The 17,373-nt window shown below is 46.3% G+C and carries 14 protein-coding genes; 1 reads left to right on the top strand and 13 read right to left on the bottom strand.

Translation table 11 applies throughout. The features are described from left to right. Positions 1-19: 19 nt before the first annotated feature. A complete protein-coding gene (locus IX84_RS23480) occupies positions 20-2,809 on the top strand; it encodes a PKD domain-containing protein (RefSeq protein ID WP_044226608.1) in 2,790 nt (929 codons plus the stop codon). A gap of 18 nt (positions 2,810-2,827) precedes the next feature. Here the strand turns inward: IX84_RS23480 and IX84_RS23485 are convergent, their stop codons facing one another. The 13 genes from IX84_RS23485 to IX84_RS31440 form a co-directional block, all read right to left on the bottom strand. After that, a complete protein-coding gene (locus IX84_RS23485; RefSeq protein ID WP_044226612.1) occupies positions 2,828-3,994 on the bottom strand; it encodes a hypothetical protein in 1,167 nt (388 codons plus the stop codon). A gap of 4 nt (positions 3,995-3,998) precedes the next feature. Further along, on the bottom strand, positions 3,999-5,348 hold the full coding sequence (locus IX84_RS23490; protein ID WP_044226615.1) for a hypothetical protein: 1,350 nt from the start codon (positions 5,346-5,348) through the stop codon (positions 3,999-4,001). Between the two features lie 17 nt (positions 5,349-5,365). Further along, positions 5,366-6,277: a hypothetical protein gene (locus IX84_RS23495; protein WP_044226618.1), complete on the bottom strand. Its 912-nt coding sequence runs from the start codon at positions 6,275-6,277 to the stop codon at positions 5,366-5,368. A gap of 7 nt (positions 6,278-6,284) precedes the next feature. Next, positions 6,285-7,199 carry a hypothetical protein gene (locus IX84_RS23500; RefSeq protein WP_044226621.1) on the bottom strand — a complete coding sequence of 305 codons (915 nt, stop codon included), beginning with the start codon at positions 7,197-7,199 and terminating at the stop codon, positions 6,285-6,287. 16 nt (positions 7,200-7,215) lie between these two features. After that, positions 7,216-7,677, bottom strand: a complete 462-nt coding sequence (locus IX84_RS23505) for a hypothetical protein (RefSeq protein WP_044226623.1) — start codon at positions 7,675-7,677, stop codon at positions 7,216-7,218. A gap of 3 nt (positions 7,678-7,680) precedes the next feature. Beyond that, entirely contained in the window at positions 7,681-9,315 is a 1,635-nt protein-coding gene (locus tag IX84_RS31430) for a serine/threonine protein kinase (RefSeq protein ID WP_052516335.1), read from the bottom strand. A 12-nt stretch (positions 9,316-9,327) separates the two neighbouring features. Next, positions 9,328-10,941, bottom strand: a complete 1,614-nt coding sequence (locus IX84_RS31435; RefSeq protein ID WP_052516336.1) for a protein phosphatase 2C domain-containing protein — start codon at positions 10,939-10,941, stop codon at positions 9,328-9,330. 10 nt (positions 10,942-10,951) lie between these two features. Continuing rightward, on the bottom strand, positions 10,952-11,887 hold the full coding sequence (locus tag IX84_RS23520) for a hypothetical protein (RefSeq protein ID WP_044226627.1): 936 nt from the start codon (positions 11,885-11,887) through the stop codon (positions 10,952-10,954). Between the two features lie 14 nt (positions 11,888-11,901). Further along, positions 11,902-13,449: an FHA domain-containing protein gene (locus tag IX84_RS23525; RefSeq protein ID WP_044226630.1), complete on the bottom strand. Its 1,548-nt coding sequence runs from the start codon at positions 13,447-13,449 to the stop codon at positions 11,902-11,904. A gap of 3 nt (positions 13,450-13,452) precedes the next feature. After that, entirely contained in the window at positions 13,453-14,208 is a 756-nt protein-coding gene (locus IX84_RS23530) for a MotA/TolQ/ExbB proton channel family protein (RefSeq protein WP_044226632.1), read from the bottom strand. Positions 14,209-14,211: 3 nt separating this feature from the next. Next, a complete protein-coding gene (locus IX84_RS23535; protein ID WP_044226635.1) occupies positions 14,212-15,045 on the bottom strand; it encodes a hypothetical protein in 834 nt (277 codons plus the stop codon). A gap of 5 nt (positions 15,046-15,050) precedes the next feature. Beyond that, on the bottom strand, positions 15,051-16,361 hold the full coding sequence (locus IX84_RS23540; protein ID WP_052516337.1) for a serine/threonine-protein kinase: 1,311 nt from the start codon (positions 16,359-16,361) through the stop codon (positions 15,051-15,053). Between the two features lie 101 nt (positions 16,362-16,462). Then, a complete protein-coding gene (locus IX84_RS31440; RefSeq protein ID WP_052516338.1) occupies positions 16,463-17,206 on the bottom strand; it encodes an FHA domain-containing protein in 744 nt (247 codons plus the stop codon). Between the last annotated feature and the right edge of the window lie 167 nt (positions 17,207-17,373).

Raw genomic sequence — 17,373 nt, forward strand, 5'->3', positions numbered from 1 at the left:
ATCAGAAACACCTATTTCAATGGATAAGCACCTAATCTTGAAATTAATTGTTGTTGCCCTGTGTACTTTGGTCAGCATTGTTCCGGCTTTCAGCCAAGACTGCAATGTTCAAATATTGCCAGGCACCCCGGATACTACTTTATGTTCGGGCGATACGCTTCAATTAACCGCTGTTGCTGAACCAGGGGGTATGCTTATCTGGTCTACCGGGAGCATGGATTCGGTGATTAACGTAAGCACTGATGGTACCTATATTGTGACTTTGAATACCGACACCTGCTCTATTAGCGATACTGTCCATGTAACTTTTTCCCCAATACCGGAAATCTTAGATTTAAGTAGCTCAACCAGCTGTGAAGGCGACTCCACCTTCTTTACTGCTGTCCTTCAGGCGGACACTTCTGCCATCATTACGTGGGACTTTGGAGATGGCGACGAAGCGGAACAGCACGGGCTAACCGCTGAGATTTCACACTTCTACGATGAGGCAGGGACATATGATGTAACACTTACAGCCATGAATAGTGCAGGATGCCGGAGCGTAGATTCTGTATCTGCTGTAGTATTAGGCGTGCCTGAAGTTGCATTGAATGTAGAGGACAACTGTTTCCAGGACACCACCTTTTTCAGTTACGCAATTAATTGTCCTACAGGATCAGACTGTACAACCATCCTTTTCCCAGGAGATGGCTCAAACATTGCGCTCAATTTGGACACAGCGCAGTATAGATTTGTTTACGGTACCCCTGATACCTTTCAGGTAGAGCTTTATGTGGAAAGTGCAGGCGGCTGTTTTAATGCGGAAATTTTGGAGCAAATTGTTTTTCCGATACCTGATGCTGACTTTTTTGGATTGTTGCCTGAGTACTGTCAAGGCGATCCAGCCACCGAGTTAATCCCTGTAGAGCCGGGTGGAGTTTTCGAGGGGCCTTACCTGGAGACCGTTAATGATACCTCTATTTTTTTTAGCCCAACGGAAGAAGACAGTGATCTGTCGATCTCATATACAGTGACTAATGCTTTTAGCTGTTCTTCACGAGTAGAGCAGACAGTGGATAACGTTTATTTTACTCCATCTGTAAGCCTGCAAGGCGACGATGCTTGTTTTATGGAAGAAAGCGTATTTGAGATCGGGAGTGATTGTGCAGAAGGTGAATGTACACTTTATCTTAATTTGGGAGACGGAGGTGAAGTGGAATTTATAGGTCCGGAAGGTGATTTTAATTATGAGTATACCTATACAGGTAACCCTGACAGTTTTAATGTGTCCTTGGAGGTCATAACCAGCAATTTCTGTACTAGCACTGCCACAATGCAGCACCAGGTGTTTCCTGTACCCAGTGCCGTATTCACAGGCCTCGAAGATAGTTATTGCCAGAATGATCCACCTGTAGAGCTGATGCCGGAGCAAACGGGAGGAGTTTTTACCGGGCCGAACATTAGCTACTCAGCAGATAGCTCGCAGATTTTTTTCAGCCCACAAGACTTTGGAGAAGATATAATCATCGCTTATCAAATTGAAAATGAATTTGGGTGCTCGGATGAAAGCACACACTTAATAGAAAATGTATTCTTCACACCTGTGGCAAATATTGTTGCCAATGCGACATGTTTTCAAGATACGAGTAGTTTTGTAGTTGCAACCATTTGCGACTTGGTACCGTGCGAATGGAGTATAGACTTCGGAGACGGAACAATCATTGATAACCTTTCTTCCGATATTTCCAATTTTCGGCATTATTACGATGCAGTTGGCTCTTATCCGTTTGTATTCATTGCAGAGACTACGGAAGGGTGTGCTGACACCCTTAGTTTTAACCAGGAGGTCAACCCACTGCCCAACCCCTCTTTCAATGATGTTTCATCAGCTTACTGTAGTAATGATCCTCCCTTCCCACTAATTCCAGAGCAGACAGGCGGAACCTTTACCGGGCCCGGTGTCGAGATGCAAGGCGATGGAACGGGGGTGTTTACTCCGGACATACCTGGTGAGAACCTCACGATAAGCTACGAAATAACGAATGAATTTCAGTGTACCCAAAGCAGCTCTCAGTCAATAGATAATGTATTTGCAGCCCCGGAAGTTACATTACAGGGCCTGGATATGCAGTATTGTGAAGGCGATTTGGTGGATACTATCCTTAATCTTCCTGCTGGTGGCGCTTACCTAGGCAACAACCCATATCTCATTGATGAAGTGGAGAGCGATTCTATAGCGATTTTCATACCCAATACAATCGGGGTGAGTACAGTAACTTACCGATACGAAGATGGTAACTCATGTAGTGATACCTTCTCACTCGAAGTAAGGGTGGATAGCTTGCCTGTAGCCAATCTTGGTCCGGACACATCAATATTATCTGGTCAATCAATTACACTTCAAAACGCTGTAGATAATGCAAATTACACCTACGAGTGGAGTGGGGGAGGAAGTGGTGCAGAAAAGGAAATAGATGGCCCTGGGTTTTATCTCCTCACAGTGATCGATGATGCCAGCGGCTGTAGCTCTAGTGATACGATCTACGTAGATTTTGCTAATTCTACATCTGATTTAGCATTAGCCTTGCAGGAGGTGCATGTGTGGCCTAATCCTGTAGCTGACTTTTTAAACCTTGATTTTAAGTTTAACTCCTTACCAAAGCAAGAGCTGAATTTAATTATAGTGGATCTATTGGGAAGAGTTATACATCGGCAGCGTTTTCTGCCTGGCTCAAGCCGAATGAAGGGTATTCATACCGGGCATTGGCCTGCTGGGGTGTACACTTTACAATTAAACAGGACGAGTATAGGAAAGGTCATCAAACGATGAAGGTAGAGCACAACAACCTCACTCTACGGCCCCTTCTTCGTCAGTTTTTATTAGCCGAAACTGGGATTCTCCATTTTCAGAAGATTCAATTCCAGCTATAATAAACCCTTTGTCACTACTCACTTGGCGACAGGAAAAAACAGCCGTGTTAGCCTTCTCGGACCCTTGGTAGTAACGTTCCCATTCTGTACTCAGACTAGGAGCCCGGTATTTAAAAGCAGCATACCGTTCCGCGTCAGTACCCCCATCCACGCCTCCGACTACAATGAGTGCTGAGTCTCTGGTTGTAGTGACAAATTGTCCTTTTTCATTCAGAAAAGGAGAACCTATCTCCCGGCTGTCTAACACATCACCACTTGCTGCGTCATAGATAAAGCAAACTATATCTTCCTGGCCTTGCACCATTCTGGTAGCAGCGATGGCAATCTCCCCCTCTTTAGTGAGAGAAATATTTGGGGCTCTTGTAGAGTAGGCGTTAGGCAATGCTTCGCGCCATTTGAATTTTCCATTCGAATCTACATTATAGAGGATGACTTGCCCATTATTGACCAGACCCGCCATCAGTATGGTGTTTTCGTCATAAAGCATCAGGTCGTAAGCAGCTGCGCGGTACTCGTATCTTTGTTGCCACAAAAGGTTGCCAGCCGGGTCAAGATGGGACAATAGCACCCAATCTCCACCCAGGCTTTGCCGAAGGCTGCCACAGACAAAGAGGCTTGAATCAGGAGCTTGGACGATGTCATGAAACCTAACATATTTTACTGCACCAACTTGCTCTTCAAAATCTGCGAACAAGGACGAGTCAATTCTTTCTGCTTCTCCCTGAGCGTTCAGCCACACTAAAAGAGGGTTTCTTGCATCATAGCCAGCAACCAACCAAAACTGTTCCTCTTGTAGAGGGATAATAGACTGGGCAATGCCAGCTGAAAGAATCGAAAAAGTGGATTGGAGATCACCTAATTCATCCGTAGATAAGACCATCATATCGCCTTCTACTGCGCTGCCGCCCAACAGATACTCCTTATTATTTTGGGTAGCATAAAATAGGTTGCGAAGTGGAGTCGGGTCCGGAAAAGCTGAGTTCAACCCCCGGTTGAAGGTAATCAACTCTCTGCGATCCAGGTTGATCTGTATGCAGGCCGCGAGAAGTAAAACGATTAACGTGCAGGCAATTGTTTTTCCCATATTGTTAAAAATCTATTGTAGCATGCAATCCAAGCGCTGGAAATGATGCTGGTACAACTGGAGATAACGTCAGTTGTGTTCGGTCTGCAAGTGAAGGATTTCTCAGTTTTTCCGGAATGAGGGATGCCGTCCTGTCTTCACAGCCAAAGCGTTCATCAAAGAGCCGCTTTTGTTTTCGGTCTTTCTTAAATATAAGCAAGTCATTGGTCAGCCATACCAGAGCCGCTGCTCCGGTAGCGATCAAAAAATCATGGTGGTCATTATTTGCCGCTTTATACTCAATATCAAGCTCTCTGAGGGTGGTTGCATCGAGGTGCTTATTGTAGGAGCGGTTACTTCTGATCTTTTTGAAAACTCCGTATCCAAACCCTGCCGCTGTAATACCAGTAATGAAATGCCAGGGTTTAACTTTTCGCTCCTTGGCAGCAAAATGGTCCCAACCTTTGCCAGGCACCAGATAGGTCCAGGCGGGCACCGGCGTGTATACAATGGAGCTGTCGCATACGCCTAGCGGTGGTGGGCATTCGCCGGACTTAATATCCTTACACTCCCCTTTTTTTGAATCGGTGATTCGGGCAATATAAACCCTCCAGCCATAGGTTTTGCTGCCATCATCAGCCTTTGTTTCTAAATACCGGAGGTAGAAAGACATTTTCTTACAGACGATGTGCCGGCGCATCAGGTTGTTTTTAAAAAAAGTAACTTCCTCTCTGATATATCCTTCACCGTAGTATACGCAATAATAGTCACGGGGCTTATTTTCTTTAGTGAACTCTGCCCATGGCGGTACACGTCCATTTATGCGCCCAATTTTGTCTTTGAAGCCTGTAGCCTCCAGCTGAATGGTATCTGTATCATTCAATGACCAACAAACGTTTACCAAACCAGCCTGCTCTTCTCGATAGCGCTGGAGTTGCCGGATATACTCTCCAACTGAGGTAGTTTTACTTTTGATTTCCAGGTTTTCATCCAGAAAAAAGCCTTCATAAGGAATGAAGTCATCATTTTCCAGGCTTCCAAGATACTTCCTAATCCGTCTTTCTACTGCCCGTTTGCGCCTACTGCCTACTGCAGAATCTGGAGCAACCAGCACTTCAAAGTACTCCTTGATCCTTTTCAGCTGACTGGCCGCTTGCTTTTTGTAGGGCAGTAATTCGCCTTTTTTTTCATCAAGACAGAATGATTCGGTTGGGATGGATGGATAGAAGGGCTGACCTGCATGGCTTGCTGCTTTTGTGATATCTGTAATAAGTGTATCAGGTATAGGGGCCAAAGTAGTGGCTTTCGCAGGTAGCTGTATTTGGATCAACAAGCCTGGCAATATCAGGCTCCACAGTTTTAGAAGTTTTCTCATAGGGTTTTGTATTCCTCTCACCGGACTTTCATGAAAGACACCAGTCCGGTAGCATTGTCGTATTGGTAGTCTGCTACCTTGCTAAAGCGGTCCTCAAAGGGGATATCAGCGTATAGGATGTCTATAAATGTCTGCCAGTTGTTACCGCCTCCTTCCTCTGGAATAGAAAAAGAAGGATTATTGGTAAAATAGGGTTTCAGCTCGTCGACCAGCCGGTCAGGTTCACTCCAGTTCCCGCTGGCATCTGCGCTTTTCACTGCATTGATCAATGCAGTAAGTTTTTTGTTGAGCCATTGTTCGCTTACCGTCACCAACACACTATGCTCGAAGGGTATTTCCACATTATCCCAGCTTGCCTGTAGATATAGTCTTTGTTTTCCCAGCTGATTGAAGGTGGTGCTAATCTGCCCGTTGGGCGCACTGCGCCAGCTACCGCTGGAAAACTTATACTTCCATTGCCATTGGTTCAACACGTTGCTGCCAGCACCCATAGAAAATTGAGTAGATTCATCCAGATAGGCTACAGAAGGGCTGACGCTTACACTATTCATCAGCCTGTCCCGGTCCGCAGCGGAAGGGCCAGAGTTAACTGGCTCCGTTTCAGAAATGTCGTCAGGTTCTTGTGGGCCTCCTCTTGGGGTTTGCCCAGATCCGTTTTCTGATCCAGAAGAGGTGGAATTCCCTGTTTGCGGTTCATCTACTGTCACTTCTTCAGCTTCTTCTACATCGGTATCCGTTCCCCCTTGGCCTTCACCAGGTGAATTTTCGTCAACCTCTGGTAAGGGGACTCCGTCTACTGGCACCTTGGATCTGCTATCCAACCCTATAGTATCATCCTCCTGGGGTGTCTCGGAGACGCAAGAACTGAGGGTAGTTGCCACAGTGAGTAACAGGATGCTCAGCAGTTTTATAGTTTTTTGCTTTGGCATGTTCAAGTTAGTTTTGGTATTTCTCGTTTTCGATATTGTAGTTAATTCTGTTTTGGCTTCCCTTTGGGAGGATGGTGAAAGTCCGGGTGTTCAGGTTAAGGAATACGGTGACAGCGTTCATTCTTCCATCTTCGGCTTCAAAGCGGAATACGCCGCCTGGTTCGCAGCCTTTGGAACGGATGCTGTAGACCACGTTATTGCCGCCTTTGATTTTCTGTTCGATTTTCCGAAGGCGGCTGTCAAACTCTACTTTCGACTTTACCCTTCGCTGGCTTTTTCTGTTATCTGACCTTACTGTGGTGGCAGTGGAAGTCTTGAATTTCATACCTTCGATATTGCTAAAAGCGCAGTCGGTACTAACTGGAGAAGTGTTCCCGGAAACGGGGCTTAATTGATTATTAGCAGAAGTTGAAGCGTTTTGTGGATTGTCAGTTTCGGAAGTTGTTTGATTATCAGATTGCCTATCCTGGTTGGGGCGGTGCGTAACTACAAGCGAGAAAAAGCCAGACATCACCTGCGCACTGTATTCCAGCGGTTCAAGCCCGATAGCGTAATCGCCACTGAGGCCATTGATCAGGATGCTGCCTTCTCCGCCATTTCGAACCGTTTTCGTGCGGACTGTTTCGTTGTCGCCAATTCTCACAACATGAACTGTCAACTCTTGAATATCCCGGGTAATTGAGACCCATACCCGGTAAGACTGATCGGCACGAAGGTTAAAAAGGGAAAGCCTTGGATCCTCTCCTCCTTTAGGCAGGATATCGCACTGCATATGCAATAAGCGCTCCCCCCGATTCTCCGCCTGCTGTATAAAGGAGGATGCTTCACTGACTCTTTGCCTAATGGGCTGTTGTGCGGATACTGCACCGCTGAGTAGGCTGAGTATTATGGTTGCTGTAGTTATAATGGTATACCATCTCATGGTGCTAGAGTTAAAGTTAATCAGTAAGGGAGATTAGCATGGCAAACTTTCCATACTCTATACTTTCCTGGTAGCCATAGGCATCAATTACTATACGATACATAGCAGTAGCAGGAGGCTCAAAATACACTTGCCCCTTTGAACTATCTCCCCGATCCTGTATTTCCATCATCCATTTGTCGTCAATACTGCGGTAGACTCTCAGATCAATGTCTTCAATTTCATTGCCCTCAGCAAAAGCCAGAATGCGGTACCGTTTACCCAAGGTGAGAAAACGGAATATGTTGCGAACACTGTCCTGGTGTATATTCCCAATACTCGCCTGAATGACCCGTTCACCTTTATCAGCTGCATCATCAATGGCTTGCTGCAAATCCCCAATCAAGGCTTTTGCAGAAATACTATTAGTTTGAGATTGTACAGGGCTGCTCAGTAAAAACAGCAGTGCCGTTATCAGGCCGAAGGGTTTGATGCTCATAACTTAGTCATTTAAAACTATTCCTTTATAATTCCAAAAATGTTGAACCTCTGCTGCAAATTGGTCTTTCCCCTCTACCAGGTCGAAATTTCGGGCCGAAAGCGGTAATGGTTCAAAAATCAGCGTAAATGAAACAGTACCGGCAGTACTGAACCTTTGCCCTCCGACTACGCCTTTAAGATCGACTAAGTCATAGTCCCGGCCGTTCGCAGTTAAGTGAAATGCCCCTACGTGATCAGGACCGTAAACATTACCCCCCTGACAATCACTGACTTGCATTTTTACAATTGTAGCGCTTTCGGTTAGCTCAATGCTCTTGAGGGCAGGCTTACAATGCTCAGATCTTCTGGGGGGATTCTGAATAAAAATATTACTTCCTGAGTAGAAGCCATTTTGGCTAGTCTTTACGGGCTCCTCACGAGGAGGTGGTTTCTTCTCCGCTTCCTTTGGTTGCTCCGATTTTACAGGTTTTATAGTAGTTCTGGCTGGAGGTGTCGTAGGGCTCAAAGTAATCTCTTCATAAGCACTAGAATCTCCCTCGCCAACAGTATCTAATTCAACTACACTACCTGTACCAGAAGTAGAATTTGTATCCGCTTCCCTATTCCAACCTGGATAGGTGGCTATACCGTAAACTGCTAAAGCGACTATAAGGCTGGCAGCCACACCCAAGTAAGCAGCTTTTTTCCTGGCATAATTAAATATATTAGGCGTTATCCTTACTTTGTCCTTTCCGGGAACGGTATTTCCGGGAGGGCGAACAGCAGGGTTAGGGTCTATCCGCCCAAACACTTCTGGCCAATGCCCTGATTTAAGGTAGTGCTGAGCGTACTGGTGTAATTTTTCTGCCTTTGGGCGGTCCCAGGGTTGCTGTGCGAGGCATTGCTCAATGATGCGGCTAAGGGCACGGGAGTACCGCCCGGAAAGAGAAGGAGGCTGCGAATTGGCATATTGCAAGCTGCCACCCATAGAACCAAAGGGAGGCTCGCCCTCAGCTAATTCAAAAAGGGTGGCACCGAGCGCCCAGATGTCGGAGGCAATGACGGCCTCTTTCCCCATTTCTTCATTAAAATATTCCGGTGCCCGGTAGGCCATAGGGGTGATGCCAGCATCAGAGTTGGCAATGGAGCCATGCCGGGCCAGCTGTGAGCGCAGCTCATTGCGCAGATTGGAACTAATACCGAAGTCGCCCAGTAGGTAGTCGCCATCCTCTCCGATCATAATATTATCGGGTTTAATATCCCGGTGGATCAATCGGCGGGCAGGGGCATGTATGTAGTGGAGCGCAGCACCGATATCGCTCATCACTTTGGCGATAAGCCGTTCGCTGGCATTTCCTGCTTGATTGAGGACTGAGCCTTGGCTACAATAAGGCATGACCAGATAGGGATGGCCTTCGAAAATATCAAACTCTGTGGCTCGCAGCAAATTGTGATGGGTCAAATGGTAGACTTTGGTGAACTCTTGTCGGAACACCTCGCCCCCTTGCTGATCCAGGCCGGTGTAGATTTTGACAGCTTGCTGAAAACGGGCGCGCTCATTATAGACCAACCAGACCTCAGAGAATCCTCCTTGACCTAGCTGCTGCAATAGGCGGTAGCGGTGGGCGAATATGGTCTGAGGTCTTAGGTGTAGCATTTAATTCAAATTTTAATTATTCAAGCTAGAAGGAATTGTCTTAACTTTTCGACCATTATGGTCTATTGTGATTTGCTGGCCATTGGTAGTTGTTACCGTTGCATGTCCATCTTCGTTAAAAGCACTGGCTTTTTCATACTGCGGTTCTATGACCCAATCCCCTTCATTATTTTTATATCCATACTTTCCTGTGTTGGGGTCTAGATGAGGACGATACGGTCGTCTCATTTCTTCAGCTAGCATGTTTCTTACTTCATTTCTTTCACTTTCTTCCTCGCCACTTCCAAGAAGATTAAGGTTCTTTTTGGAAGAAGGGGGGTCTGTATTACTTGTATCTTTTTCAGCTGGTTCAGGGCCAGGAGTAGATGGGGTTTCATCTCTTCTTTTTTCTACCGGGACTTCCTCTTCTGTATCAGTCTCTTCTTCAGGGGCAACGGAAGACGATTTTTTACTTTCTTTTATCTTTTCTCCTTTTGTATTTATAACCAGAGTGTCTCCACTACGCGTTATAACTTTGGCTTCACCTTCTTCGCTATATGGGAAAGCCATCTTATATTTTGCTTCTATAATTTCATTTCCGTTCTCATCCTCGTAACCATACAAATTGGATTTTTCATCTTTATATAAAGTAGGAAACTGCTGCTCTTCTACATCATTTCCAGAAAAAGAATCAATAATAAAGTATTTTCCTGCAAAAAAAACAGATACAATTACAATTCCCAAAGCTACCCCCAATAGCAAATTAGTTCGCCTTCCCAAACCTCTGGGCGCAGAGGCGGTATTCGGGGTGATCGATTGCAGCTTCCCATCGGCAGCACTCATATACGCCAGCACAACGGTGATATTGTCATGCCCTCCCTTGTCGTTTGCAGCTTTTACAAGTTGCTCCGACATACTTCTGAGGTTGTCGCCGCCCAATTGCAGCATTAGGTCTTTAATCTCGTAATCCTGAAGCATGCCATTCAGCCCATCGCTGCAAAGGAGTACCCGGTCGCCGGTCTTTAGCTTATGCCGTTGATAATCCGGGCTGGGCACATTACTGGAGTCTCCAAGGCTCTGAGTGACGATGTTGTTTTTGGGATGGTAAAAAGCCTGTTCTTCGTCGAGTTCTCCTTTGTCGATCCACTGCTGTACCAGGGAATGGTCCTTAGAGATGGGTTTAAGCATTGCCTCTTCTCCAGATCTTAGAATGTAGGCCCGGCTGTCGCCCACCCAGCAGACATGCACCATATCTTCCCGCAACCAGGCCAGAATAAGCGTGGTACCCATTCCAGCAGATTCAGGATTTTGCCTGCCATATTTTACGATCCGCTCATTGGCATACAAACAGGCCTGACTCATGAAGTCCGGGACCTGCTCGACGCTAACTCCCTGAGATCGCCCAAAGTATTCTTTTACAGACTCAACGGCAATCTGCGAGGCCACTTCTCCGGCATTCATACCTCCCATTCCGTCGGCGACTACCAACAGGGTACCCATTTGGCCGGGTGTGTAGATTTTGTTCGGCTCTTCAGGGGTAAGCCCCCACTTCTCGGGTTGATTGAGATCAGGACATACAGCGAAGTTATCTTCATTGTGTTCCCGGATCATACCCTCGTGGGTCTGTACAGCGATTTGTAGTTTCATATTGCTTTGATCAATTGCCTTTTTTGAAAATACCCAGGAACTTTTTTTCCTTTTCTTCACCATCCGGTTGTTCCACTGCTTCTTCTTCCTCCTTTATTTCGGATTGCCTATCCGCTTCTGCCTCTTCCGGCTCGTTGGCCAAAGGAGTGAGCCTTGCAGAAGTATTGCTCAGCTGAGGGAAAAGCACTACCTCCCAATGCTCGGCTCGCGCTGAGGGGAGAGAAAAGCCATAAGCCTTAAATACGATCCGCTGCGTTGAGTCTGCTGCTACTTCCAGGACAACACCACTTTTAAAAGAAGCGGCGTTTTTCTTCGAATCCGTCAGGCGCACCCTGCCATTTGGGGCAGAAGGGGTAGGCTTTATAATTTCCTGCCAGGTTAGTTCCGTTTCAATAGGTGCTAATTCGTTATTAGCAAATGCCGGTGCTGCTTCCAGATGCACAAATAGCCCTTTGCCACTCAATTTCTGTGTAGCTTCAAAGCTGGGGCTGCCATCGGGCAATGAAAAAGCTACAAGTGTCTGGCCATCAACTGTCAGGGTGTCGGTTATGTCTGTTGGATAAAGTTCCGAAAAGCGGAATTCTTTGACAGAACGAAATCCATACTTTGAAACGCGGGGAATGTATCCCTGACCATATTCTGCAACACTATATGCTTCATCCGACTTATCGGGCTGCAGGGCCCACTCTCCATCTACCCAGATTTTACCATCCACGGCTACACCTGTAGTGTATAGCCTGCTAAAGTACTCTTTTCCATCTCTGCCATATTTGTCCCCTGTCGCTATTTCTTCCAGCACATAGTCTACCCGGACCACATAGAAACAGCCTGAGATGGCTTCTTCGGCGTGAGAGGACCATTCTTTTCCAATAGAAAGCCCCCAGTCCTGACCGCTCAGCAATGTACAAGTTAAAAAAAACAGACCGGAAATCACTAACTTTCTCATAGTTAATTGTTTGTTCAGTAAATTAGAGAAATTGGGACAATTTTGCCAATATTTTCGCCCCATCCTCCGGAAACTACCCCAATAACCTGATAGGATTCATTGCGCTTGACAAATACGGGCCCACCTGAATTACCGCTTTCAATACTACCATCTGTGGTGATAATGCTGCCCGCTTCCAAGCCGGACCGTGCCACCGTAGCCGTGCTGTAGATAGGGGAGATGTCATTCAGGTCCGTAGCACCAAACCCCAGCGGATAGCCCAAAAGGTAGAGCTTTTCAGTAGCCTGCAAGTTAGCGGCAATTTGCGGAGAAGTCGACAGCCCTCCTTCTTTATTGATCCTTGCGAAAGCAATATCATTCGGGCTTTCAATAGCCAGGCGCACTACGTGAGGCTGGTCTTCGATTTCGATTTCTTCCGGTTTATCCTGTGTGCGGTCGATGGTGAAGTCAGAAGAACTGAAGACCAACTTTTCTCCGGAGGAAGAGATTGCTTCAATCTTCATTTCTATGGTTGCTCCGTAGTTATGGAGCAGGATATTGATCAGCAGCAAGTTTTCGTCTGCACCGCCTTCGCTGCCGGAGTTGATTGGGTAAAACCAAGGCTCAATAACATGCCGGGCGGTCACGAAGCGGTTGTCGTTGGTGAGAAAACCGGTACCCGTCCAGCTTAGCTCATTGGTACTTCGTTCTTCGCCATCCGACATCCTGACTGTCACTTGAGTGACTTTCACATAATAAACATCTTTGTAAAGACTATTAACATCGTTAGGCTGAGCGGTTTGGCTGCCCGGCCTGGCTGGCGCCGCAGAGCCAGCAGCAGGAGCAGCGCTTTCTGCATTGCGTAATCGACGGGTAAGGCGGTTGGCTCGGCGTTGCGCTTCCTCTTTTTCGGTTGCCAGTTGCTCATTTACTTGCTGCAGCGAGTCGGCACGTTCGGTAGTGATAGCTACGGTATCTTCGAGCAATGTTTTAGCTTCTTCTAAATCGGTTTCCAGGCCTCTGTTCTCCTGGTTTAGCTGGAAAAGGAAGTAACCACCTACCAGCATCACCAGTGCCAGTGCGACCCCCAGTCCGGCAATTGCCCGTTTATAAGGACGTAGCGCCTGCTCGCGGAAAAGGCTCATACGCTTGCCTATAGATAGGGAACCGGTCTTGTTATTGCTAGGTACAATGAATCCCAGCCGGGGACCTTCTACAGACAATTGTATTTCATCGCCGCTATTCAAATAATACTTTTTGGCTACCGGGCGGCCGTTAAGTAGGGTAGGGTTGATATTGGATAAATTGAGCAGCACATAATTGTCCCCTTCTTTATTGATGGCAGCATGTCGCCGGCTTACTGTTTTTTCCTGTTCGGAAAAGCGGATGGCACAGTTTGGGTCGCGCCCAAGTTCGATATAGCCAACTATAATCTCTTTTTGGCTCCCTGCCCTGAAATTGGTAGAGTTTGTTTTGTGCTCAAGAATAAAGAAGTCCCTACCTCCGGAGGTCAGTGATTTGATCCCGGAACCAATGGACTTGCTAAATTTATTCTTGACTATGGTTTCCCGTCCGCCTTCCATAAATCAGTTTTTGTAAATACGGTTAATAAGGTTTTCAATTACATAGGATTCCATGTTCGCATGAAACTTTTCTATTTTCTCCTGAGTTACGTGAAACACAAACATCAGTACGATACTGAGTACCAGCGACAGCAGGGTAGTGTCAAATGCTACATAAAGAGCCTGAGTGACCAAAGCGATATCATCTTCACCCATATTAGCCTTTACAGTGCCCAGAGAACCGGCGATTCCGATTATGGTACCGATAAATCCTACTGAGGGTATGGCCCAGGCAACGTATCGGATCATTGACTGTTCACTCTCGGAATTAGCCATATTGATCCGGACTGTAGCAGTGACGATTTCCAGGGCTTCGGAAGTCGATTTATTGGCCCGATACTTGGTGCACGCCTTTTTGATGAGCTCAGTCAGCACATATTTCCGGTAACCATCCTCTTTTTTCATTACATCAAGCTTAATGTCATTTACATCTCTAGGGCTAAGTACATACTGTTCGCGTTCGGGTAGCAGATGAAGACTATAGGCAAACTCCTCGTCTCCAATCTTTTTAGATGCACTGTATATTTCGGCCAGACCGAAATAAAAGAGCAAGAAAGTAAAAAACTGCACTACACCCGAGGGGAGTCCACTTCCCATAATTTGCAGTATCCTGTTCATGGTAGTGCCCGGGGCACTTATTTTTCCTGCAGCTACTACGATGAAAGCTGTAATTAAAGCTAGTACCAAAGCAATGAGCAGGTTTTCCCAATGTTTATTCATGGACTAATTAATGCTGTTTTCCGTTATGGTAAAGGTTCGTACCAGGGTTGCGTTGCTATACTCGCTATTGCTTCCTGACTGATAAGTCAGGCGTAGTTGTCCAAGGTCCAATCGCGCCTCCTCGTCCGTTCCCGGAAACATGATGATATAACCGCTCGGATTAGCAATGGTGCCAGCGGTCTTGTTATCATAAATGTTGATGTATAAGTCATATTTTCCAGGAACAATTTCCTTTTGATAGATCATTTCATAGCTCTCGTCCGTAGCCTCTTGTATATCTTTAAGAAGGCTTGCAAATGGCTGGTCATCTGCATGGTAAGAGCACCAATCGTCGTACTCATAACTGTAGAGAAAAAGGTCGATGTCCATATTCTCCTCCCACTGGAAAACAATTGCCAGAGCAGCTTCGATACCAAAGAGCTTGCTATACTCTTCTGCACGCTGGTTAGCCTCCTCTGCGCTTCTGCGGTAGGCCTCCAAACTGCTTTCTAAGCGCTCTACATCTTGTTCCAGGTTTTCCACCTGACGCTGTGAGCGCTCGAGCTGTACTGACATTTCTGCCACTTCAGCCCTGGACTGAGCAAGTGCATTTTGCATTACGGCTACCTGTTGTAGTATTTGCTGAAAAACAGAGGAATCTACACTGTTTTCTAATTGTTCTACCATTTCCTCGAGTTTTTCAGCTTCCAGTTCCAGCTCTTCCATGGTTTCAACAGCAGCCTTCTCCTCTACGGTCATTTTGGGGACTACTATAAATAGTATAATTACCGCAGCAAGGGCACCGCTGAGCAAATCAAGGAAGCTTACGCTAAAAATATTTAGATCTCGCCTTTTCACTGGTTTTAGTATCTGCTTCTCGTCACTACCTTAAGTGTAGTATCCCCCACTGTGATTATATCTCCCGGAAGAATTGGCAAACCATTATGATCAGCAAATTCACTGTTCACTAAGGTACCGTTAGTGGAGGGATGCCATGCTTGGATCCCATTTTTCTCTCTAAACTGCCCATCTTTAATGAGCCAGCATTGCTTGATGGGGTCTTTTACAATAGTTGCGTGATAGCGGGAAACAAACTTTGTTTGCCGCTCTACAATTGTCAAAGTGTTAGTGTAAGGATTACCGTCATCGAACCAGCCAAGAGTAGCTTCACCGCCTCCACCAGGTACTGCTCTGGAAAGATTATATATGCGCCCCGGTTCTTCACCATGCATAACCTGCAGCCCAAACATGTCCCGGTAAAAGTCGAATGTGTTATCTGGAGTTTCAACGCCAGAAAAGCCAAGAATATTCAACGCATCTTCCGCATTGCTGATCCGTTTTCGGTAAACGTGGTCAAGGCACTGCCGGATAAGCTCCTCCCATTTCGGAGGAACATCCCCCCGATATCGGCTAAGGGGCGGGTAAGTACCCTGCGAAGCCCGCTTCATATATTCGCCGAGGTCCGCATCTTTTTCCAGAGCACCGAAAGGAAGGTAACCGGTAATAATCTCATACATTGTAACTCCGAAAGACCACATGTCGGCTGCTGGGCCGAGTGCTTTGTAAGCGACTCTTGAATTAGCTTGTTCCGGAGCGATGTATGCGTAAGTACCGAAGATGTCTTTAGCCTGCCCAAAGAGATTTACCCGGGTCATGCGGGAGTTTTGGTAACCTGCTATGCCGAAGTCTGTAAGCTTTGCATTGCCCAATGCGTCCAACAAAATATTATCCGGTTTTAAATCCCGATGGATTACGCCGTTCTCATGTAAGGCTTTGAGCCCTAAAAGGGTCTCTTGGGCAAAACGATCTATGTCTGAAAAAGGCTTGTTGCGGCCCACCCAATTTTTGGCGCTACCGTTAGGGCAGTACTCCATTACAAAGAAAGGGTTCCCTTTAATCATTCCTTTCTCGGTAGCGGCCACGAGGTGGGGGGACTTGATCCGTGCGCATTCAAACTCTCTTTCAAAACGGCGCGCAATGTCCTCCCGGACGTTCGACGGATTATTATACAGCTTAAGTACTTTGGCGGCACGCTCTGCACCATGCTGGTCGTTCGACCGCACACGATAGACTATTCCGTAGGTACCTTCTCCAAGTTTGTTAAGAACGGTATAGTTAGGCCCGAGTGGGCTACCATTGTTTAACTCGAATCTATCAGCTAACATAGGGCTCATAATGTTAGGGGTTTTTAAACGCAGAGACCCCTTATGCATAAGTTCAACTCTGCAGTAGTATAACTAGGGTTTTCACTGAATACGAGGGGGGTATGCTTTTGTTACTCTTCGAAGATGATTTTTCGGTCTCCTAATAAAATTATGTCTCCGTGGCTGAGCTTAAAAGGTGAATTTGCTTGTATATAAGTCGTCTTTAGACTACTTTTATCAACCAAGTACCAGTCGCCATCTATGAACTCAATTACCGCTTGTACTTTACCTGTAATGCTAAAGTTTTCAGGGTCTACATTATCACGGTTGAGCTCTACTGTTTCTCCGGAGAAGTCAAGTTCCCGTTCAACGGTTTCTCCTTCCTTGTTTATCAGTTTAAGACGAAACCCTCCGTTATTAGTTGCTATGCGGCTGGGGTCAAAGGTTTTGGAGAGATTGTTGGCCAATGGTGGGGGAGAGGGGCTTTTTATAGGCTTTGGAGAGAGGTTTTCATCGCCATCGCCGACCCTGGAACCAAATGATTCAATTACACGCTGAAAACTTACACGCTGAAAGTCACCTTTGTCCTCAGGGCTGAAATCATTACTCCCTGAGCGATGTTCATTTGAATTCGGCCGAGGCTCGGGCTGACCCATCGGACCATTATTTGGAGCATCCCAGGGATCAATATTCGGCTGGCTGCCGGCAATCGTTGAGGAAAGGTTAGCTGCCGGGTCATTAGAAGGCTTGGAAACCGGAGGGGAAAGAGAACTATTGTCATCTCCGGCGTTTAAAGACCCATCCAGGGGATAGTTGCATTTTTCGCAACGTACTTTTTCAGACTTGTTCTGCCAGCCACAATTATTACAACGCATGATTAACAGGGGTTCTGGTTTGACAATCTTAAACGGAATCCTATAAAGGACCAATAAAGCTTTTTATAGTCTGACAACCCAAGATTTGCGAATCCTGACTTGCTCTTTTTCTGCCTCTCTTCGCCAAAAAGCCTCGCCGTAGCTTAGGCTATGCCTGCGTTTTTTGA

This window comes from Phaeodactylibacter xiamenensis, assembly GCF_000759025.1.
GTDB lineage: Bacteria > Bacteroidota > Bacteroidia > Chitinophagales > Saprospiraceae > Phaeodactylibacter > Phaeodactylibacter xiamenensis.